The following is a 21,209-nucleotide window of genomic DNA, read 5'->3' as shown; positions in this document are numbered from 1 at the left end:
CTCTGTCAGTCACGACGAAAAGCTTGAAACGAAATTTTATCTGGTTGTCCCATACACATCGTTCCCCTCTGATCTCAGGCAACTTCCCGCTTGTGCTTCACACAGACTGAACGATCCCCCTGCCTTTGTTCTAGCTCCGGAACCGAAAGCCATGCACAAACTTTTGTGTCTCACCTTCCTGACGATCTTCGGGTTTGCACACAGCTCGATCGCGGCCGAAAAGAATATCATCTTCTTCATCACAGATGATGAGAGCCCGACTCTCGGTTGCTATGGTGATCCTGTTGCGAAAACTCCCGCCATCGACGCCATCGCTGAAGATGGAACGCTATTCTTGAACGCTTTCGCGACGACAGCAAGTTGCAGCGCCAGTCGGTCAGTCGTGATGTCTGGGCTCCACAACCATAAGAACGGCCAATACGGGCATCAACATCACTACCACAAGTTCTCATCTTTCGACAACGTGGTCAGCTTGGCCCTGCCTCGTGTTCTGGCGAATGCAGGATATCGAACCGGACACATCGGGAAATATCACGTCGCTCCCGAAACGGTTTACCACTACGAAACCTACATGAAAGGCAACGGCCGCAACGCTGTTGCCATGGCAGATAACTGCCGAGAGTTCATCACCGATCAGTCTGATGACCGACCATTCTTCCTCTACTTCGGAACTTCCGATCCTCATCGAGGCGGCGGAACAGATAAGACATCCACCAGCGAACTGAAACCGGATCTATTCGGAAATCGCCCCAACAAAGGCTCACATGAAGGTGTCGAAGAAGTCTTCTACGATCCAGCTGATGTTCCGATTCCGCACTTCATGACCGACACACAGGAAACCCGCGAAGAACTCGCTCACTACTACCAGTCATGTGCTCGTATTGATCAAGGAGTCGCTCGACTTGTCGAGATCCTCAAAGAGGCTGACTTGTACGACAAAACCATGATCGTCTTCACCTCCGATCACGGAATGGCCTTCTCCGGCGGAAAAACAACGGTCTTCGAAGCTGGGTTGAAAGTTCCGTTCGTTGTTCGAAATCCATACGAAGAAAATCGTGGAGTCCGTTCGACAGCGATGATCAGCCACATCGACATCACTCCTTCACTTCTCGACTTCGCAGGAGGTCTCGATCCCAAAACCAACGGACCGAAAGACTGGGTTGATCCCGACAAATTCTGGAAAGAGCGTGGAGAAAACCTGCTGGAAAACAGAAACGGTGGTCACAAGTTTCGAAGCTACCACGGAAAGTCCTGGGTTCCGATTCTGGGTGATGCTGACGCAGAACACTGGGACACAATCTTTGCTTCCCACACATTCCATGAAATTCAGATGTACTACCCCATGCGAGTCGTGCGGGATAAAGAGTACAAGCTGATCTGGAATATCGCTCACGGACTGCCTTATCCGTTCGCCTCAGATTTGTGGGCTGCCTCGTCGTGGCAGGCCCAGTTCCAGAAGGGGATGACCGCACCGTATGGGCAGAAAACTGTTGGTGACTATATTCACCGACCGAAGTTCGAGCTTTATCACATTGCTGAAGATCCGTACGAATCCGAAAACCTCGCAGTGAAAAGCGAATACGCTGAGATCCTGAAGACCTACCAGGAGAAGCTCAAGCAGTTCCAGCAAGAGATGGACGATCCATGGATCATGAAGTGGGAGTATGAGTGAACCCGTCTCGTGGGGATCGTGTCCGCTCTGGCTGTTTCTTTTGAAATTCCAAGCGTCGCTGACGAGGACTCGATCCATTCTCTTATGCTCTAACGACTTTATTGATTGAAGATATCCGCAACATCATGTCACTGAAGATTCCGACGATTGATTGTTCGCTGGGGAACGCTGAAGAACTATTCGCGGAACTCAGAGACAAACTCAGCCCGCGAGGAGATGTCGTTTCCGAGGCAGGTCGACAACGGACCGTCGAACTGTTTGGGGAACCACTCTCTCCGCAGCAAGTTGTGGAAAGAATTTGTCACGACGTGCAGTCTCAAGGACTTGAGTCACTACTCAACTACTCGCGACTGCTCGATCGTCCCGACTTCGATGTCTCGGACCTCAAAGTCTCGACAGACGAACTCGCTGCCGCACATGCGAAAGCTGACGCGGAATTTCTCGAAACTGTTCGGCAAGTCCGTGACAACGTCATGGAGTTTCAGAAGGCGATTCTCACCGAAGATGTCTCAATCGTTCGGGAATCTGACGACGCACGCGTCGAATTGACACAGCGATACCGGCCTCTCAAACGGGTCGGAATTTGCGTTCCCGGAGGAGCTGCTGCTTACCCGTCGACTGTGCTCATGACTGCAGTCCCTGCTCAGGCAGCAGGCGTCCCGGAAATCGCCATCGTTGTTCCTCCGACAGAATTCGGTGGGTACAACACCGATCTTTTGGCGACATGTCATGAGCTTGGCATCACGGAGGTCTATCGCGTCGGTGGGGCTCAAGCAGTCGCTGCCCTGGCATATGGAGTTGAAGGTATTCCGCGAGTCGACAAAATCGTTGGCCCCGGAAATCTGTTCGTCGCACTCGCCAAACGCTATGTCTTCGGCGAAGTCGATATCGACAGCATCGCTGGTCCGAGCGAAGTCATTGTCCTCGCGGATGAGACAGCCCGAGCCGACTACATCGCCAGCGATTTGATTTCTCAAGCAGAGCACAGCCCTGGGTCCGGTGTTCTCATCACCTGGCACGCTCCACTGATTGAACAAGTCCAGCAAGCACTCGAAACTCAGCTGGGTCAACTCAGTCGCGGAGACCTGGCTCGGAAATGCCTGGAAGACTACGGAGCTTTGATTCTTGCTCGCGATGAAGACGAAGCAGCTAAGCTGACCGACTTGTTAGCGACCGAACATTTGCATCTTTCGATGGACCATCCAGAAGCCATGTTGGATCGCGTTCAGAATGCCGGAGCGATTTTCGTGGGACACTTCACTCCGGTCGCTTTTGGAGACTACGTCGCTGGCCCGTCACACGTTCTGCCCACTGGCGGAACCGCGCGTTTTGCCAATGGGTTGTGTGCCAACGACTTCCTGAAACGCTCTTCGATTATTTCGTACAACGAGGAAGCGTGTCGTCGAGATGCTCCGAACGTGCGCGTCCTCGCGGACAAGGAAGGGCTGACAGCTCACCGAGCAAGCGTTGATATTCGTGTGAATGAGTAGTCCAGTCGGAGCAGGAATCAACACCGTGCCATCACAGCCAGTCGCTCAAGATGATGGTCACAGATTAGACACTCCGAACTGGATTGCCGGGATCTATCGATCTCTTGATGTCGAAGAGTGTTCCGCCGCAACCACCAACGAAACGCGATTGTGGTCCGGCTGGGATCGAGTCAGTCTGCTGCTGAGAGCCGGAGATAAGCTTCGCCTCAAGTCGGTCAGTGGTGTTCAATCGATCGACCCTCGCTCGTCCACGACTCAATTGCTGGAAGAGATCGCAAAGGTCAGTTGGGACTCGGGTGACGTCCTTGATTCCAAAGCAGATGACCCATCAGACGAATGTCGCAGCTATCACGAACGCTGCCGCACGCAACGGGTGGTCGTTCTCCCAATCTACAACCAAGTGAATGATCCTTCCCCGGCGTTGATCGGTGTTCTGGTCTTCGATCAATTTGAAGAGAACGCCGCACTTGCTCGATCTGTGTCCGATTTGAAGGAAGGCCTGCCGCTCATTCGAACAGCGCTCACGCATGCTTTGAATCATTCCAGATTGCAGCAAGGCTTCCTGAGTCGTTTGCGTTCTTCATGGACTCAAGGAAGAGCAACGCGAGCTCTCATTGTGCTTTGCACAATCGCCCTGGCTTTTCTCCTGCTGGCGACTGTGCCGACTGAGCTGGTGATCTACGGAAACGGAGTCCTTCTTCCCGACCATCAGCGCGATGTCTTTGCCGGAACGAACGGGTTCATCGACGGCGTGTTTGTAACGACCGGAGCTAACGTCGAAGTCGATGCCAAACTCATTGAGCTCAAAAGTCCCGAGTTGCAGATGAGTCTCTCCGAACTGCGCGGAGAACTCGCAACCACTTCCCAGAAAATTCAGGATCTCGAGACTCTTCGAACCGATCCGCAAGCGTCGTCCCGAGAACGGAATCGCATTCACGATCTCGCAGCTCGGCGTGAAGAACTGAAAGCACTCGAACAAAATATTCGAACGCAAATCAAAAGCCTCGAAGATCAACAGACTGCACTGACTCTACGAAGCCCAATCCGGGGAACGGTTCTCACTCCAGATCTGAACTCAACCTTACCCGTCGGTCGACCTGTTCAACGCACAGATCGATTGTTGAGAGTCGCCGATCTTGAAGGGCCATGGATTGTCGATCTCTACGTCGATCAACGTGACGCCGGTCCCGTACTCGATGCAGTCAACAACGATCAAATCTCCATCGCGATTGTGACCGCAGATGCTCCGAATGAATCGTTTGCAGCCACTTTGAAATCCATTGCGCCAGCGATGACTGTCAAAACCGGACGCGGAGTCTCGCTCGAAATGCAGGCTTCGATTGATGCAGATCTCGATCCGGGGATTCGCCCTGGATCGAGTGTTCAATGCAGAATTTCCTGCGGTCACCGGTCCATCGGTCGAGTCTGGTTTCGAAGAATGATCGACAAACTGTCCACGTGGTGGAACCTCAGAAAGTCGTGATCACCTCTCTGCACTTACCGAGACTTTCGGCTCTCGAAGACCGCTGCTTCTAGAGCATTTTTTGATTTGGTGGGCACGATCTCGCACGAGCAAGAACAGCCTTTTATCTTGTGAAGCAGCGCAAGCGAGTGCACAGGGCAGAGCAACTTGCTCTATTTCGAGGCGTGCTCGAGCAACCAGACGATCAAGCCCTTCGCTAAGTGCATTCGATTCTCAGCTTGTTCGAAAACGATGCTTCGCGAATCGTTCATGACTTCTTCAGTCACTTCCAACCCGCGTCTCGCTGGCAAGCAGTGCATGAAAAGAGCCTGTCCCGGAGCGGCATCGAGGAGTTCAAGGTTCACCTGAAAGTTCGCGAACGCAGCAGAGCGTTGATCTTTCTCTTCTTCCTGTCCCATGCTCGCCCAGACGTCTGTGTAGATGACATCCGCACGATTCACGACAGCGAATGGGTCCGTGGTCTGATCGAACTTCAAGTCGGGGAACTGAGACTGAAGTCGCTGAATAAACTCATCCGCTAGCAAATAACCTTCCGGTGCTGCCAGAGTGAACTTGGCTCCCACGTGACCGCAAGCCAGAGCGAGCGACTTAGCGACGTTATTCCCATCCCCGACGAACAGGATTTCTTTACCTTCAATCGAGCCAGCATGCTCGAGAATCGTCATCACGTCGGTCAGAGCCTGACAAGGGTGATAATCATCCGACAGTGCGTTCACGACGGGACAGCCAGCATGTTTCGCGACGGTTTCGATCAACTGTTGAGAGAATGTTCGCAACACGATCAGATCGGAATACCCTCCCAGAACGCGTGCGATATCGAGGATCTCTTCTCGTCCTTGTAACCCCGCTTCTTTCCCATGCAGAAAAATACTGGTCCCGCCAAGTTGGGAGATCCCAGCCTCAAAGCTGACGCGCGTTCTCAACGACGGTTTCTCGAAAACCTGAGTCAAAACCTTCCCGGCACAAAGTGGCTGGCGTTTTCCAGACTGCGTTTCTGCTTTCAGATCGGCAGCGATTTTCAGGATTTCGAGGACTTCGCTGGAAGTTACATCAAAGAGAGAAGTGAGGTGTTTCATGGGGGTCTCCCGTCATCAATTCCGTCATCGTCAATGCAAATGAAAAATGCCCAGACACCGTTAGCGAGCGTCTGGTTCGCCTCAAGAACGAGCGAATTACTCAGCACTACCTTTGTAGAGTTTTCGCTGCATGTTGGGCTGATACGGAGTCCAGTGCGAAGCTGCATTGGGATCTGATTCAATGAGCGACTGAAACTCGTTCGTTTTGGCGTCGAGATTGTCGAGGTGATGAAGCGCAATCGCCTCGGGAGTCATCGGAAGCTTCGGGCTTCCAAATTCGTAAGCCCCGTGATGGCTGACAATCATGTGCTTCAAGCGAAGCGCCTTTTCCTTTGGGAAGTCCTGATTTGTCCGGTCTTCCGTCTCACGAATTTTGTCATCGAGCATCTCGATCCCGATGATCAGATGGCCAATCAACTGACCTTCATCAGTGTATTGAAACGACGTGTCGTAGCTGAGTTCCCGAATTTTTCCGAGATCGTGGAGGAAGATTCCGGCCAGCAGAAGATTGAAATCGACATTCGGATACAGATCCGTGAGGCGACTGGCTGTCTCGCAAAGATTGACAATATGATCGAGCAGCCCGCCGTGATAGGCATGATGCAGACGAATTCCGGCCGGCGCAGTTTTCAAACCCTCAATAATTTCATCGTCAGACAGGAAAGACTGCATCAACTCGGAAAGATCTGAGTCACTCAGGTCTAAGAGAATCTCGCGAAGACGCTCAAGCTGGGCAAGCACATCGGAATTCGATTGCGGAATAAAGTCCTCAGAGTTCACCGATTCATCGGTTGCCAGATCAATACGTGTGAGAATCATCTGAAGATTGCCCTGGAAGAGCTGAATCTTCCCTTTCACACGAACGTAATCCCCTGTGTTGATATGACTTACGATCGATTCGTTGACATTCCACAGCAACCCGGAAATCTGCCCCGTGCGATCGCGCAACTGGCCAAGGAAGTACGTGTCTCCGTTGCGATTCGCCCGCAGCTGACGATCTGCAAGAAGATAGACCTCATCAACTGTTTCACCGTCTTGCAGACTATTCACGAACATTCGCGACATGACGTCACCTGAGTTGACCCGACAACTGTCAGATGCTGCTCACATCGGGATGTGATATTGAGAACCCACTTCACCAGACAGCAGTTCAAACGGTTGCCAGAGTTGGCAATTAAAAACAAAAGTGCCGATCGAATTGATCGGCACGATGTGAAACGTCAAATGCTAGCCAGATTTCCTCGAACTCTCAATCCCAACTGGCATTCACAAGGCTTCGGGCAGCATGGACTCCCGCAAAGCACGCAGCTCCTATGCAGGCACATGTCTGAACCCATCGGGAACAAATTCGTCCTGCTTACGCGACTGAAAGCCCGATGGTATCTCGAAAGAGGCTTCTAGTCGTCGACGACATCAGTAAGCGGGAGACGAACAAAATCAATCCGCTGGTACGCTGACTTCCCGCTGTCTCCACACTCGAAAATGACGCCAACATCATCTTTATCAGCAGCGATCAGAACCATATCGCTGTAGGCAGCTGGCCCTTCGTGAAGCAATGGACCATCGTTCCAGGAAACCGTTTCATCAGTCGTGTAGCGAATTCTCAGATCACTTCTCCCCTTGCCTGATGGACCATCTTCATCGGGGCCAGCGAAGAGAATCACGTTCTGAGGATCTTCATCACGAATGGAAGCAGCCCGGAGGAGTGAACACTGCACGACGGGAGGATCGAGAATCGGAGGTGAAGGCAAAATGTACAAATACTTCGGTGATTGAGCTCGCAGGAATGTCTCTCCACCGTCGTCGCTGTAACCGTCGCCGCGAGTGCCGGGTGCATCTCCGTTTTGATCACGAGTATTGAAGTAGACCCGACCATTCGAGAGTTCCACCGCCGCTGTTTCGTTCGAATTCAATCCGTCTTCATAGGTGTCGTCGATCGCTCCCAGCTTCCAAGTCTTTCCATGGTCATCACTGTAGACAACATGAATTCCGTTGGGGCCTCGATCTTCTCCATCATCTCCAAGTCGATGGTCACACGGAATCACAAGACGCCCCTTGTGAGCTCCCCACTTTAGTTGAATCGAGTGAACCGGCCCTGTCGCGTACCAGCCCCATGTCGACAGCTTCGCACTCTCTGTAATGTCGCGCGGATCAGACCAGGTCTTACCGTGATCGTCGCTGTGAGTGACGAATACACGATCGTTTTCGACTGTGAATGGCAACCAGACTCGCCCGGGGTGTTCGGGGTCCAGCAGGTCAACCACAGGTGCGGGATTCCCCACTGTGACCGGGACGTCAGGATACAGCGACTCGAATTGTTCGCGTGCTTGAACGACTTGCAGTTTCCCCCAGGTCGCACCTCCGTCGGAAGATCGTTTCATCACCAGATCAATCTCGCTGGCATCCCCACCAGCCCGAGCTTCACAAAAAGCGAGCAAGTCGCCATTGGCAGCCCGCTCGATCGCAGGAATTCTGTAGATCTTGTAACCCTCCGTCCCCGCTTCGAAAACGGTTGCCCGTTGCTCTGCTGCATCAACGCTTTGAAGTTGAAGAGGAGTTACTGCTATCGCGAATAGAATCACTGCTGTCAATCGAAGCATTCGTTTCTCCTGCTGTCTCTCAGAGGAGTGACATCTCTCTCTGATGTGCGGCAATGGTGAAGTCTTCATGGTGTCTCATCGTAAAAGTGACCATGTAGAATAGGGACTGACTTCGTGGCTGTCTAAAGACCTGAGCGCGAAGAGAACTCGTCATCGGTCGTCATCTAACGGGACTCTTTGGTAACGTGGTGACCTGTTGTCATGATGTTCAATCGATTCGACAACGAACAAACACTCCCGTCAGAAGAGGCAATCGTGTTTTGGAGCTCCTCGATGTCCTGCCGATCGTTTCAAGTACAGCTACTCATGGCTTTCTCAGTGCTGATTACTCCGGTCTGGGGAGTCGACCGCGATGAAGTCTCCGCATCGTTGCAACATCGAGAGATTGATGTCGAACTCCCATTGAAAGAAGTTCGCATCTTTACCGAGTCGCTCGTGAGAAGATTCTCTCCTGGCGATTCTCTTGAGGAATGGAATCAACAAAACGAAACCACAAGACAACAAGTTTTGGAGAACGTTGTCTTCCGTGGTGAAGCGAAGTCGTGGCGAGATGCAGAAACCCAAGTCGAATGGCTGGAGCGAATCCCGGGTGGACCGGGCTACTCAATTCGGAAGCTCCGCTACGAAGCAATTCCCAACGTTTGGATTCCGGCCCTGCTCTACGAACCGGACGATTTGAGTGACAAAGCTCCCGTCGTTCTTAATGTGAACGGGCATGATTCCAAAGGCAAGGCAGCCGACTACAAACAAATTCGGTGCATCAATCAGGCGAAGCGGGGAATGCTCGCTTTGAATGTCGAGTGGATCGGGATGGGCCAACTGAAGTCCGATGGCTTCAGTCATTATCGAAGCAACCAGATCGATCTCTGTGGCACAAGCGGCCTTGCCATTCACTATCTCGCACTCTCTCGTGCGATCGACTTGCTCTTGGAGCATCCTCACGCTGACCCAGACCGAGTCGCTGTCACCGGTCTTTCAGGAGGAGGATGGCAAACGATCTTCTTCAGTGCTCTGGACCCCCGCATCACACTCAGTAATCCCGTCGCTGGCTATTCGAGTTATCGAACGCGAGCTGTTCACGTTTCCGATCTTGGAGACTCAGAACAAACACCGGTCGATCTGGCCATGATTGCGGACTACACCCATCTGACAGCCATGCGAGCACCCCGTCCAACACTGCTCACGTTCAATGCGCTCGATCAATGTTGCTTCAAAGCTGATCATGCTCTTGAACCTCTCAAGGAAGCAGCCCTCCCAGTTTATGAGTTGTACGGACAAAAACAGAATCTCCGCACTCACGTGAACCACGACCCGGGCACACACAATTTCGAACGTGAGAATCGAGAACAACTTTATTCGATGTTGAACACTCACTTCCTCAACGACGATCGCCCTGAGAGCGCTCAAGAAATTGAGTCTGAAGACGAGTTGAAGACAAGCGATGAACTCTTTGTTCCGCTGCCTGAACAGACTGACGATTTCCATTCGATCGCAATGAAACTTCAGTCACAGCTGCCTCGTGAAGCAGGCCGTGCAGAGTTATCGTCAGATGAACTCAGATCGAAGCTGCGAGAGCTTCTCAAGCTGGAAGCAGTCGATGCAAAGCTGGTGCAATCGTCTCCGCTTCCAACAGCATCGATCTCATCGAGCGGACAACGAATTCGAGTCGATCACCATTGGACCCTGCCAGCTACGGAGTTCACTCCCCACAAAGAACCCGAAGCGTTGATCATCGTCATCGCCGATGAAGGACGGGCTCAGGCATCTGAGGAAGTCGCTCAACAGCTTGAAGCTGGCCGACGTGTGCTTGCAGTCGACCTGTTCAGCCACGGCGAATCGACCATCTCTCAGAGAGATTTCCTCTACGGCTTGCTCGTTTCTTCGGTCGGACAAAGACCGCTAGGAATTCAAGTCGCCCAGCTGCTCTCCATAGTCGAAATGCACCGTACAGAAACTGAGGCTCCGATCGAACTCCTGGCTCTCGGTCCCAAGTCGGGGCTCACTGTCCTTCTGGCTGCAGCACTGCATCCGGAGTACTTTGATCGCGTTAAAATCGTCGACGGATTCTCTTCATTGAAAGACATCATCACACGCGATTTACAGATCCCGGACGGACCCGAATTGTTCTGCTTCGGCCTCCTCGAAACCTTCGACATTCCCCTCTTTCGAGACATGGCAGCACCGGTCAAGATCATCGAACGGAAGGCATCTGCGGAGTAAACATCTCGAAATACGTATACGTCAAGCACCGCCCTTGATGAGCTACGATTCGCCCGATTGGGCCATGAAAACCGACTAAAACAGTCAGCATCGGCGACCAATCCATCAGGAATCACGCATATTTTCGCGTTTTCCTATCGCCAAACAGCCGAAAGAAGAATATAGTGATGACGTTGTGGTACAGAGTGCTTCTGTTCCAAACTGGGCGATCTTCTCTGAAAAGCTTGTTGAAGAGTGTTTTCTGAAGCGACTTTCGTATCGTCGCGCAATTCGACAGAAAACGATTTCCGCCAAGACTTTCTTGCTTGGAATGTTTGACTGACCAGCTTGTGCCCAAGCATTGGGAGATATGTTTCTCTCAATCAATTTACCGAATGAAGAATCCTTCGGCGCATCTGTGGTCAAATCACTTTCCGACATACTGTGTGAAGAAGCTCTTCAAAGCCGTGTCTAGATCAACTTGATTGACTCACGGCAGATCACACTTCGCCACTGAAGAAGACGCAATTTTCCAGCTGTTAGATCTCTACCCAGGTTTCTCCTGTGTATCGTTCTCGAGTCATTCAATTTTGTGATCTCGAAGTAGAGCGATCTCGAACTCAACCCGTTCGTTGGAATCGACTCGTTTCATCGGTTGAAACAAGTTCTGGTGAGTGCAGAGGAACCAACAGAGTGGTCGAACCGCTCCGGTTTGGTCGCCACATTTTCTTGAAATCCTTGCCACTGTGGGCTCTCCACCGCGCAAGGCCCGTCCTGCTTACGGGACAACAATTTTGCAACAGAGGAAACAATGCAAAGTATTTATGTCGGGAACCTTCCCTATGACGCGACTGATTTCGACCTGAAGTCGCGATTCGAACGCTATGGTCGTGTGTCTCGAGTTGACTTGATGACCGATCCTTTGACCGGCCGCTCACGCGGTTTCGGATTCGTCCGCATGCCGAGCTGGGAAGATGCTGAGGAGGCAATCGCCCGCCTGAACGGAACCGACTTTCATGGTCGGAAACTTCGGGTCGATTCCGCCAACAGCCAGAAACCTTCCGAGCCGCAGCCTGTCGGTCTGGAGAGGTCAAATCTGCTCGATCGGGTCTTGGGAGAAGAAAAAATTCCCGCGAACCGACGTTGGAATTGACGTTTCAGGGACTTTAGGAAATGATTGATAGTTCAGGATTTCTGAACTGGCTCGCTGAAATTGCATCTGCGAACACTCTGGCAGACCGGATTCGTTCGACTCACTTTCAGTGAATGAATTCGAGTCTGAGAATCCAAACAGAAGCTGAAAGTGGTTGAGGGAACGCTTCAACTGCCCGAATGAAAGAGTTTCTGCAGCAGTTTTCACAAGATTTTGCAATTTACGAGCCGATTTTGAATCGTATATTGGTTAATCTCAAGTTTCAGGTGAATTCGGTGTGTCAGTAACACATCAGCCTGAGCTGAACCAATCACCCATCAATAGTTTAGAAGAAGGAGACTTCCGATCAGAAAACCTCAACCTGCTTCTCGGGCACCTGAAACTGGTCCGAGAATGAATGAAAACATCCGGATTTCACCCATCCGGCTTGTTGATGCAGAAGGCGAAATGCTCGGTGAAATGGAAACCGCCAAGGCTTTGGAGTTGGCGGAAGAGGCAGGTATGGATCTTGTCGAGGTGAGCCCAAACGCAAAACCTCCCGTCTGCCGAATCATGGATTACAGCAAGGCTCAGTATGAGAAGCGGAAAAAATCCGCCGGACCAAAACAGCACCGAACGCAATTGAAGCAAATCCGATTGCGGGCAAAGATCGGCGATCACGACATTCAGGTCAAAGTCCAGAAAGCCCGGTCGTTTCTTGAACGTCGCGACAAAGTCAAAGTCAACGTGATGTTTCGTGGACGTGAAAACGCACACCACGATCTTGGGCGCGAACTTCTCGAAGGGTTCATTGAAAAGCTCTCCGACGTGGCCACCGTTGAACAGTACCCACGCATGGAGAGTGGAAAAGTGATGTCTGCGACATTGTCACCGCTCGCAAAACAGGCCACCTCCAGCTGATCGGAAGTGACTGAAATCACCTCCAAAGCACAAAAAGGTTTCCCCTCTCTACGAAGGGAAACCTTTATTCATGTCTGGAGATCACATTCTTCTAGAGAAGAAAAACGCGCGCTCTACACGTCCAAATCACGGACGTCGAGGGCGTGCTTCTCGATGAATTCACGTCGCGGCTCAACGTGATCTCCCATCAGAACGCGGAAGATTTCTTCGGCCGCAGCTGCATCTTCGAGGGTCACCTGCATTAGGAGTCGCGTTTCAGGGTCCATCGCTGTTTCAAAGAGTTCGTCGGGATTCATTTCACCCAGCCCTTTGAAGCGGGTGTAATTCAAACCTCGGGAACCCATCTCTCGAAGCGTCGGAACGAGATCTCTTAGCGACTGCAGCTTTCGCGGGTTGTCCGAGTTCTCAATGTGGTACGGAAAGACCTGCTCCGCGTTGACCGGCGGAGGAGTCAAGAAGTCATTGAGCGTCAGTTGGAATTCATCCTGAAGGACTTTAAGCACGCTGTTGATGGTTCGAACTTCAAACAGATCAACAACAGTCAAAGTCGTTTGCTCTTCAATCGATGCTTCTTCCGCTTGTTCGCCGGTGGTTTCTTCTTTCGCTTCACTCGTAGCATCTGCAGGTTTCAGTTTTTCATCCGCAACTTTGTGGTGTCTTCCCTGCTCTTCTTCTTTCTGCAGGAACTCTTCCACATCTTCTTTGGATGCAAACCAGTGATCGATGTTGGCCTGAGTAATTCGGAATCGAGGAAGCAGCCCCTGATCGGTCGAGTGATCGACCGCCAGTCGACGCAATGAGACGCCGCGACGTTCGAGTGCTTCGAGCGGTTCAATGAGATCGCTCAATGTCTCGGCGAGTCGACTCAGCTCAGCACCGGACAATGTCCGTGATTCTCCGGAGACGTCGGTCGCGACCTGTTGATCGGTTTCCGGATTGATCAAATCGGCACGAGGAAGCAGAACGAGTTCGGAGTCCTGGAGCCCAATCTCCAGAAGTTCTCGCATCATCTCTTCATGGGTTTGGACGTAGCGAGGCTTCTGATTCCGCTTCCCTTTTTGAAGCACTCGATACAGCGGCGGTTGCGCGATGTAGACACAGCCTTGTTTCACAAGTTCCCGCATGTGACGGAAGATGAAGGTCAGCAGCAACGTTCGAATGTGCGAACCGTCGACATCGGCATCGGTCATCAGAATGATTTTGCCATACCGACGTTTTGCAATGTCCTGCTCTTCCGCCATCGGGGTGATTCCAACAGCTTTGAAGATCGCAGTCACTTCGGTGTTGGCAAGAACCTTGAGAAGCTGAGCTTTCTCGACGTTCAAGATCTTTCCGCGAAGAGGCAGAATTGCCTGATGGCCGGAATCTCGCCCGGTATCAGCGGAACCACCGGCTGAGTCTCCTTCCACCAGGTACAGCTCAGAAACCGCCAGATCATGGTTTCGGCAATCCCGCAGCTTCTCAGGCAGCCCGCCTGAGCCGGTCTTCGTTTGACTGCGAGCCATGTCGCGAGCCTTCTTGGCAGCTTCGCGAGCTTCGGCTGCTCTCAACGACTTCTGACAGATCGCTTTGCCGATCGATGGATTCTCTTCCAGATACTTCGCGAGGACTTCTCCAACGACAGAGTTCACAGCCCCGTCGACTTCCGGATTCGTCAGCTTAATCTTCGTCTGCGATTCAAACTGCGGGTTCGGAATTCGAACGGTAATGACGGCAGCGAGTCCTTCGCGGAAATCGTCTCCGCTGGGAGTCATATCCTTGAACAGATTGTTCTTCTTGCCGTAGTTGTTGAGTGTTCTCGTCAATGCTGTCTTAAACCCGGAGAAATGAGTTCCCCCTTCCGAGTTCGAAATTCCGTTGGCGAAACATCGAATGCTTTCGGAATAACCTTCGTTCCACTGCAGAGCGATATCGACATCGACCGTTTCGACTGTTCCGGTGATTCGAATCACATCAGCATGTGTGACGTTTTCGGTTCGGTTGATCCACTTCACAAACTCAGCCAGCCCGTCTTCGTAGTGAAACTGATCTGACTGACCGGTACGTTCGTCGGTGATCAGAATACGAACGCCAGCATTGAGGAAAGCACAATCCTGCAGCCGCTTGTGAATGACGTCGTAGCTGAACGTTGTGTTCGGGAAGATCTGTCCGTCGGGCTTGAAAGTAATCTTCGTACCGGTTTGATCCGTTTGCCCGCCCTTGGTCAGATCTTTCACCATTCGCCCGCGTGCGAACTCCATACGGTACTTGAATCCCCCGCGACTGACTTCGACTTCCAGCCATTCGGAACAGGCATTCACAGCTGTGATCCCCACACCGTGCAGACCACCGGTTCCGACTGCGTATGCTTTGCGGTCGAATTTTCCGCCTGCGTGAATCTCGGTGAAGACGACCTCCAGGGCGGACTTCCCTTTATCCTTCATCACGTCGACTGGAATTCCTCGGCCGTCATCGCTGACAGTGATGGAACCATCCCCGTGAATCGTGACGTTCGCCGTTGTTGCGAAGCCGTTGGAGTATTCATCCAGAACGTTGTCTGAAACTTCGTACACCAGGTGATGCAATCCTGCGGAATCCGTGCCGCCGATGTACATCGCAGGTCGATGGCGAATCCCCTCGATTCCTTCCAGGTGCTGAATCGTGTCTGAAGTGTAGTCTTCTGACTGATTTGGCTTGGCTTGATCGCTCATGAATCAATTTCTTGGGTACAAAGTGTGTGTCGAGACTGTCGCTGGGAGAACCAGTTCGAAAAACAGTCTCGAAGAATTACAATGTCGGTTTGCCGCGCAGCTTGAATTTGATGTCTCGCACTTTCAGATCAGCGTGTTCCGTGCGAAATTGTTCGAGGAGTTCATGCTTGCGGAACGAAGCGAGTTCGGACAACAACGCCGAATTAGAAACGACCACCTGCAAAACTCCATTTTTTAGACCAGTCGCTTTTGCCAACTCTGCAAAATCAGCACCGATCAACTTTCTCCAGACTTCCTCAAACTGTCGTCGAGACTGAGTTCGGGCAATACCGCGAAGAGCGATCAACTCGCTCATGAGATCACCGACGGACTTCGGTTCAGTCCGATCATAAGGTCGGCTCCGCTCCTTCGGAATTCGACTCATTTCCGGCTCCTGGTTGAGAACACGTGGCTCTTGCCTGTCGACTCGTTTGCACAGATGAACGTCGTCGCCGTTCGCGTACTCTAGTCATCTCGAGAAAGTGGCATCACCACATAGGTGTAGCTTTCGTCTGTCTTGAAGACCGCAGCACTGTTGCCGTCGACAAGGTTCAGCGACAGCGGGCTGGCAGCGTCCAGAACTCGCAAGAACTCCTGCACGAACCGTGGATCGAAGGTGATGACAATCTGATCCCCTTCGTAGCTGATGGGCAGTTGAATTTTGGATGAGCCAACATCCTGACCAACGCTTGTGAGAGTCAGCGTGCCGCTTTCAAAATTGAAGTCGACGCCTCGACTCTCGTCGTTCGTCACGATCATTGCTTGCCGAACCGCAGACAGAAACGGGCTTGTCACCATTTCGATCTTTTGATGGAACTCGTTCGGAATGACGTCCTGATACCGTGGGAATCGGCCTTCGACGAGTCGTGCGTAAATCGTCGACAAACCAGTTTGAACGAGAATGTCGTTCTGGTGAATGGCGATTTTGATTTCCTGCTCATCGTCGTGGATTGACTTATCAATCAGCGACATCGCTTTCGCAGGCACCACCGGTTGGCTGACTTCCTCGGAGACAGTCCCCTCTGTCGAGCAGTGGGTTTGATAGACCGCCAGGCGTCGACTGTCTGTGGCAGCGAGTGTGAGCTTGTCTCCATCGATTTCGAGGAGAACCCCTCCGAGGGCGTAGCGTGTGCTTTCCACATCCGTCGCGAAGATCGTTCGCTGAATCCCGGTCTTGAGCGCTCTTCCGGGAACGACGAAGTAGCTCTCGTCTTCGAAGGTCGCGACATCAGGGAACTCGACGGGATCTTCGACGCTTAGCCGGAACTCACTTTGGCCTGCCCGTACCCACAATGCTTCCTCATTGACTTCAAGGGTCACTTCGTCGTCTTGAACTTCTCGCAGGATCGCAGTGATTCGCTGATACGGAAGCAGCACATCGCCGACCGAATCTGTTTGGACTTCGAGCAACTCGTAGCGAATCCCGACCTCCTGGTCAGTTCCGAGCAGAGTCGCTTTTCCATCTCCAAGACTCAACTTGATATTCTTGAGGATCTCTTTCGGAGATCGCGTCGGAACAGCTCCACTCACGATTTGGAGTGCAGAGGCCAACAGACTTCGAGAACAGGTCAACTTCATTGTGCTGATTCAGTTTGGAGATGGTTCTGTTATTGACAGCCAGAAAGAGCAAACCTGTCTCTTTCAAGACTCTTAAATAAAATAAGCAGCAGTAGTATCTGTGGACCACTTTTTGTGTTCACGGCGCTGCTTCAGAATTTGCAAGTGTATGCAATTTCTCGATTTAATGCAATTCTCGAGCAGCTGAGCAGCGTCGAAAACCCGTTCGCCAAGCGTGTGTACTTTGTGTCCGAAGTGACGATCAGTGCGGGGGTTAGAAACACCCTTCCTCGCGACCGGAGTAACGCACCACGTTTTGCCGGAGTTTTGCAGTGGCGATCGACAAGTTTTCGACACCACACTCTCTCCGATCGAACGGGGAACACCGATTTGAATCGGGATTTCGCGGTCTCCAGCACTCCTTTGCGAGACTCAGCGAGTGTGCGGTTCGTGACCGTTCCACGTCCGATTTTACGCTTCCAATCCGAAAACTTCGACTCGCTTCGCCAGCTTCGCTGATGTTTCTGTCAGATCCCACGGGACGCGACTGCCCAAGCGTTCTATTCGAAACAATCCCTGTGTTATACACTCTCGGCAAATCGGGTCTGCGGTTGATGAATCTGGCGAGAATTCTGCGAGAAAGATGAGATGAAGACACTCACCAAAGAACTCTGGATGGACATCCCCAAACGACGGCAAATCGTCTCCATTCATCAGCAGGTTGAGGAACTCGTCGCTGAGAGTGGAATCCAGGATGGCCTCGTGCTCGTCAACGCGATGCATATCACCGCGAGTGTTTTCATCAACGACAACGAGTCCGGCTTGCACGCTGACTACGAGCGATGGCTCGAAGAAATGGTCCCCTTCAACGCTGGCAGCGACCCTTCACAAGGAGGCTATCTCCACAACCGAACCGGCGAAGACAACGCAGACGCTCACCACAAGCGTCAAATCATGGGCCGTGAAGTCGTCGTCGCCATCACCGACGGGAAACTCCACCTCGGCCCGTGGGAACACATCTTCTACTACGAATTCGACGGCCGCAGACGGAAGCGAATTCTCGTCAAGATGATGGGGGAATAGGCATCATAACCGTGAGTGAGAAATTCCCCGAGAAGTGGTTTCGTCCTCTTTATGGTCACCCATGTTGGGGAATTGAGTATGGTCGCCAGACAAACTTGTCCATTAACTTTGGGAAGCCATCTCTTGAGATTCGAGAGCCTTTCGTCACAGAGTCACAATCTCAGGTCGTTAGAGACTTTGCATCTCGCAGATTGGTAACTGTGCGCGGGTAATGGTGGCTGTGGCTCTGGTGTTGTTATTGGAAATTGACGCTGAACGACAAGACTCTTGCGACCGGATCATCTTCGACTCGACGCATCGAGAAAGCTATGTCTCGATTGTCGGGGCAGAAGATTGTTTCGTTGTCGGTGAATGAGAAGACTGGTTTCTCAGGTTTTGATTTTGATCTTGGTTGTCAGCTCAGCTGTCGGAGATTTGAACGAGACAGCGCAGAGAGACTCTGGTCACTTTACAGACCGAATGGATACGTCTTGTCGGTACACGGCAATGGGACTCATTGCCATCAACGCAGTACGGATTCTAAGCAGCCGCGAAAATCAATCGAAGATGTCGGACGGTAAGACTATTAAGTCCAAGAGAGTGACCGCAGCAGTTCCACAATCTGCTTTGGAGTAATGCATCCTTCACCGTGGTTAGGCATAAACATCTCGAATTTCTGCGGGTATGATGAACTTCGGCCCTTTGGAACAAGGCTTCTACGGTGAGTTCGATGGTCGCAGGCCCAAGCGTGTTTTGGTAATGGTGATGGGGGAGTAAGCACGCAAAAAGAGGAACAAAATAATCCCAAAGTCGTCATGTGTTTCTGGGAGATACGCAACGATGAAGAATACGGACTTCCGATTTGAACTACGGGTCGCTGATGATGAACCAACAACGACACTGGTTAGCCTCGAAGCAAAGCTTCAAACAATCAAGGGCATAAACTCTTTGACTTTCACCCGAAGTAAGTCAGCCATCGAATTTACCCTAAATGCAAGCTTTGAGGACGGCGAGCAGGCAAAGAATTTGCACCGCAAAGTAATCAACTCGATAATGGCACACGAAGGGGTGACTATCTCTCAAGTTGAAACGACGCTTACAGACATATTTTAAGTTTTGCCATGCAGTATCACTTAGAACTCGAAGGTGAGGTCGTCGCCACTATCGTATCGGAAAGCTACGAATTCCCGTGGACTTTGGGGCGACTCTTGAACTCTCCTGAGTTCGAACAGTTTCAGACATACTTCACCGACGACAACAACTAGCCGGCAGCGACCCTTCACAAGGGGGCTATCTCCACAATCGAACCGGCGAAGACAACGCCGACGCTCAACACAAGCGTCAAATCATGGGCCAAAAGGTCGTCGTGGTGATCACAGATGGCCGTTGAACTGAGTTAAGGCATCCAGGACAAAAATACTCTTAGCCAGGCGGGTCGGCTTGTGAGTTGGCTCAGCTGGAGAGAGTGGCCTTTAACGCGGCCGTCTTGTGAGTAAACGACAGCTGTGGCTGTGCCGCGTTTCCAGACGGAGATTTCGTACTCTTCTACATCGCCGTGTTGCTGGGCGCGTTCGTTCTGCTCATCAAGGAACGTGACGCCATTGAGAAGGACGCCTCTGGCGAGGAAATGATGATCCGGCGGAGTTCCGATGCGCTGCGTCACATCGTCGAGCGGTGTTTCCGTCGGAATTCGCGAGGCTGCGAGCGCAAGCTCGTTCCCAGCACGTTCACGCGAACTGAGAAATTGCGAGATCGCAATCAAGGCGATCACGATCACGCACGTGATGACTGCCAGTGGACGACGGAGTCTTTTGAGCAACATGATGCGGAGAACTCGTTCCCGGGTCTCGCAATGAAGCAGGACACAGCGGGTAGCTGTGTCTGTTCGTGCGAGGTGACGAAGAGTGATTCAACGAAGGATTTCCGCTCTCACTACGAGTTTTCCGCAACATGTGTTGGAAGTCAATCATGCTTTGCAGCAGCATTCGCGACTTGGCATGACAGACAATCTCTATCCCATCAAGGTTTTGATGCGATTGACGGCTTCTTCGACATTCGCTCGGCTGTTGAAAGCACTCAGTCGGAAATACCCTTCTCCACTGGCGCCGAAACCGCTGCCTGGCGTTCCGACAAGGTGAGCCTGATCAAGCAGGTGGTCGAAGAATTCCCAGCTCTTCATGTTGTCTGGAGTCTTCAACCAGATGTATGGAGCATTTTCGCCGCCGAAGACGGAGATCCCGATCGAAGAGAGTCCTTCGCTCAGAATCTTCGCATTGGTCAGATAGAACTGGACCAGTTCTTTAATCTGCTGTTGGCCGGCGTCGCTGTAAGCAGCTTCCGCTCCACGCTGAATAATGTACGGGACACCATTAAATTTGGTGCAGTGACGTCGATTCCACAAAGCGTGCAGCGAGTGTGAACTGCCGTCCGATTTCTTTCCGGTCAGCGTCTTCGGAACAACGGTGAAAGCACAACGTGTTCCGGTGAATCCGGCGTTCTTGCTGAAGCTGCGGAATTCAATCGCACACTCGCGGGCTCCATCGATCTCATAAATCGAACGCGGCAGCGACTCGTCCTGAATGAACGCTTCGTAGGCAGCGTCGAACAGAATGATCGAACCGTTTGAGCGGGCGTAATCAACCCACTTCTTCAGCGTCTCTTTCGTTGCGACCGCGCCTGTGGGGTTGTTGGGATAGCAGAGATAGATCAGGTCGACGGAACGTTCAGGAACTTCCGGCGTGAAGTTGTTCTCAGCTGTGCATGGCAGGTACGTGAGACCAGCATAGCGACCCTGATCGTCGGCCTGTCCGGTTCGTCCGCACATGACGTTGGTGTCAACATAAACTGGATAGACGGGATCTTGGACCGCGACGGTGTTATCGGTCCCGAAGATATCGAGGATGTTCCCGGTGTCGCACTTCGAACCGTCGGAGACAAAGATCTCGTCAGCGGAGATATCACATCCGCGTGAGTTGTAATCGTTCTTCGCAATTGCATCACGCAGGAACGCATACCCCTGCTCCGGTCCATAACCACGGAAGGAATCGCGGTCGCCCATCTCATCGACAGCACGATGCAGAGCTTCGCGAATCGCTTCGGGGAGTGGCTCGGTGACGTCGCCGATACCAAGCTTGATCACTTTTGCGTCAGGGTGTGACTCGGTGAACGCATTGACTCGCCGACCGATTTCGGGAAAGAGATAGCCAGCTTTGAGCTTAAGGTAGTGATCGTTAATGGTCGTCATGTGAAGTACTCAGTAAACGGATTTCAAAAGCGTTTGAGAAGATA

General features: G+C 52.0%; 17 protein-coding genes and 2 pseudogenes. 11 read left to right on the top strand and 8 right to left on the bottom strand.

Annotated elements, in window-relative coordinates; translation table 11 throughout:
* Nucleotides 1-151: 151 nt before the first annotated feature.
* The 3 genes from AB1L42_RS04855 (at nt 152) to AB1L42_RS04845 (ending at nt 4,645) form a co-directional block, all read left to right on the top strand.
* Entirely contained in the window at nt 152-1,672 is a 1,521-nt protein-coding gene (locus AB1L42_RS04855; protein WP_367051926.1) for a sulfatase, read from the top strand.
* Between the two features lie 125 nt (nt 1,673-1,797).
* The gene (hisD, locus tag AB1L42_RS04850; RefSeq protein ID WP_367051924.1) at nt 1,798-3,162 is read left to right on the top strand and encodes a histidinol dehydrogenase; all 1,365 of its coding nucleotides are present in this window, start codon (nt 1,798-1,800) and stop codon (nt 3,160-3,162) included.
* A gap of 25 nt (nt 3,163-3,187) precedes the next feature.
* On the top strand, nt 3,188-4,645 hold the full coding sequence (locus tag AB1L42_RS04845) for an efflux RND transporter periplasmic adaptor subunit (protein WP_367051922.1): 1,458 nt from the start codon (nt 3,188-3,190) through the stop codon (nt 4,643-4,645).
* A gap of 152 nt (nt 4,646-4,797) precedes the next feature.
* Here the strand turns inward: AB1L42_RS04845 and argF are convergent, their stop codons facing one another.
* The 3 genes from argF to AB1L42_RS04830 form a co-directional block, all read right to left on the bottom strand.
* Nucleotides 4,798-5,721 carry an ornithine carbamoyltransferase gene (argF, locus tag AB1L42_RS04840; protein WP_367051920.1) on the bottom strand — a complete coding sequence of 308 codons (924 nt, stop codon included), beginning with the start codon at nt 5,719-5,721 and terminating at the stop codon, nt 4,798-4,800.
* Nucleotides 5,722-5,817: 96 nt separating this feature from the next.
* Nucleotides 5,818-6,786: an OB-fold nucleic acid binding domain-containing protein gene (locus AB1L42_RS04835; RefSeq protein WP_367051917.1), complete on the bottom strand. Its 969-nt coding sequence runs from the start codon at nt 6,784-6,786 to the stop codon at nt 5,818-5,820.
* A gap of 332 nt (nt 6,787-7,118) precedes the next feature.
* Entirely contained in the window at nt 7,119-8,321 is a 1,203-nt protein-coding gene (locus AB1L42_RS04830) for a sialidase family protein (RefSeq protein WP_367051914.1), read from the bottom strand.
* Between the two features lie 273 nt (nt 8,322-8,594).
* Here AB1L42_RS04830 and AB1L42_RS04825 point away from each other — a divergent pair, with 273 nt between their 5' ends.
* From AB1L42_RS04825 to infC, 3 genes are all read left to right on the top strand, one after another.
* On the top strand, nt 8,595-10,541 hold the full coding sequence (locus AB1L42_RS04825) for an acetylxylan esterase (RefSeq protein ID WP_367051911.1): 1,947 nt from the start codon (nt 8,595-8,597) through the stop codon (nt 10,539-10,541).
* Nucleotides 10,542-11,331: 790 nt separating this feature from the next.
* Nucleotides 11,332-11,673: an RNA-binding protein gene (locus tag AB1L42_RS04820; protein WP_367051908.1), complete on the top strand. Its 342-nt coding sequence runs from the start codon at nt 11,332-11,334 to the stop codon at nt 11,671-11,673.
* A gap of 393 nt (nt 11,674-12,066) precedes the next feature.
* Nucleotides 12,067-12,573: a translation initiation factor IF-3 gene (gene infC / locus AB1L42_RS04815; protein ID WP_367051904.1), complete on the top strand. Its 507-nt coding sequence runs from the start codon at nt 12,067-12,069 to the stop codon at nt 12,571-12,573.
* Nucleotides 12,574-12,686: 113 nt separating this feature from the next.
* On the opposite strand, the gene AB1L42_RS04810 is transcribed toward infC, so the two are convergent.
* From AB1L42_RS04810 to dnaN, 3 genes are all read right to left on the bottom strand, one after another.
* Entirely contained in the window at nt 12,687-15,263 is a 2,577-nt protein-coding gene (locus tag AB1L42_RS04810; protein ID WP_367051901.1) for a DNA gyrase subunit B, read from the bottom strand.
* Between the two features lie 76 nt (nt 15,264-15,339).
* A complete protein-coding gene (locus AB1L42_RS04805; RefSeq protein ID WP_367051898.1) occupies nt 15,340-15,687 on the bottom strand; it encodes a DUF721 domain-containing protein in 348 nt (115 codons plus the stop codon).
* Between the two features lie 80 nt (nt 15,688-15,767).
* On the bottom strand, nt 15,768-16,880 hold the full coding sequence (gene dnaN / locus AB1L42_RS04800) for a DNA polymerase III subunit beta (RefSeq protein WP_367051895.1): 1,113 nt from the start codon (nt 16,878-16,880) through the stop codon (nt 15,768-15,770).
* Nucleotides 16,881-17,507: 627 nt separating this feature from the next.
* Between dnaN and AB1L42_RS04795 the strand changes: the two genes are divergently transcribed.
* The 5 genes and pseudogenes from AB1L42_RS04795 to AB1L42_RS04775 all read left to right on the top strand — a co-directional run.
* Entirely contained in the window at nt 17,508-17,942 is a 435-nt protein-coding gene (locus tag AB1L42_RS04795) for a secondary thiamine-phosphate synthase enzyme YjbQ (RefSeq protein ID WP_367051891.1), read from the top strand.
* A gap of 651 nt (nt 17,943-18,593) precedes the next feature.
* Nucleotides 18,594-18,698, top strand: a pseudogene (locus AB1L42_RS04790) (YjbQ family protein); the annotation flags it as partial.
* 63 nt (nt 18,699-18,761) lie between these two features.
* Nucleotides 18,762-19,034, top strand: a complete 273-nt coding sequence (locus AB1L42_RS04785) for a hypothetical protein (protein WP_367051888.1) — start codon at nt 18,762-18,764, stop codon at nt 19,032-19,034.
* A gap of 8 nt (nt 19,035-19,042) precedes the next feature.
* The gene (locus AB1L42_RS04780) at nt 19,043-19,186 is read left to right on the top strand and encodes a hypothetical protein (RefSeq protein ID WP_367051886.1); all 144 of its coding nucleotides are present in this window, start codon (nt 19,043-19,045) and stop codon (nt 19,184-19,186) included.
* 2 nt (nt 19,187-19,188) lie between these two features.
* A pseudogene (locus AB1L42_RS04775) lies at nt 19,189-19,308 on the top strand (YjbQ family protein); the annotation flags it as partial.
* 9 nt (nt 19,309-19,317) lie between these two features.
* On the opposite strand, the gene AB1L42_RS04770 reads toward AB1L42_RS04775, so the two are convergent.
* Nucleotides 19,318-19,743, bottom strand: a complete 426-nt coding sequence (locus AB1L42_RS04770) for a hypothetical protein (protein ID WP_367051883.1) — start codon at nt 19,741-19,743, stop codon at nt 19,318-19,320.
* Between the two features lie 189 nt (nt 19,744-19,932).
* Nucleotides 19,933-21,165 carry an LL-diaminopimelate aminotransferase gene (locus tag AB1L42_RS04765; protein ID WP_367051880.1) on the bottom strand — a complete coding sequence of 411 codons (1,233 nt, stop codon included), beginning with the start codon at nt 21,163-21,165 and terminating at the stop codon, nt 19,933-19,935.
* Between the last annotated feature and the right edge of the window lie 44 nt (nt 21,166-21,209).

The organism is Thalassoglobus sp. JC818, assembly GCF_040717535.1.
Classification (GTDB): Bacteria; Planctomycetota; Planctomycetia; order Planctomycetales; family Planctomycetaceae; genus Thalassoglobus.
Note: the sequence above shows the minus strand (reverse complement) of the source record. Positions and strands in the feature narration are given on the sequence as shown.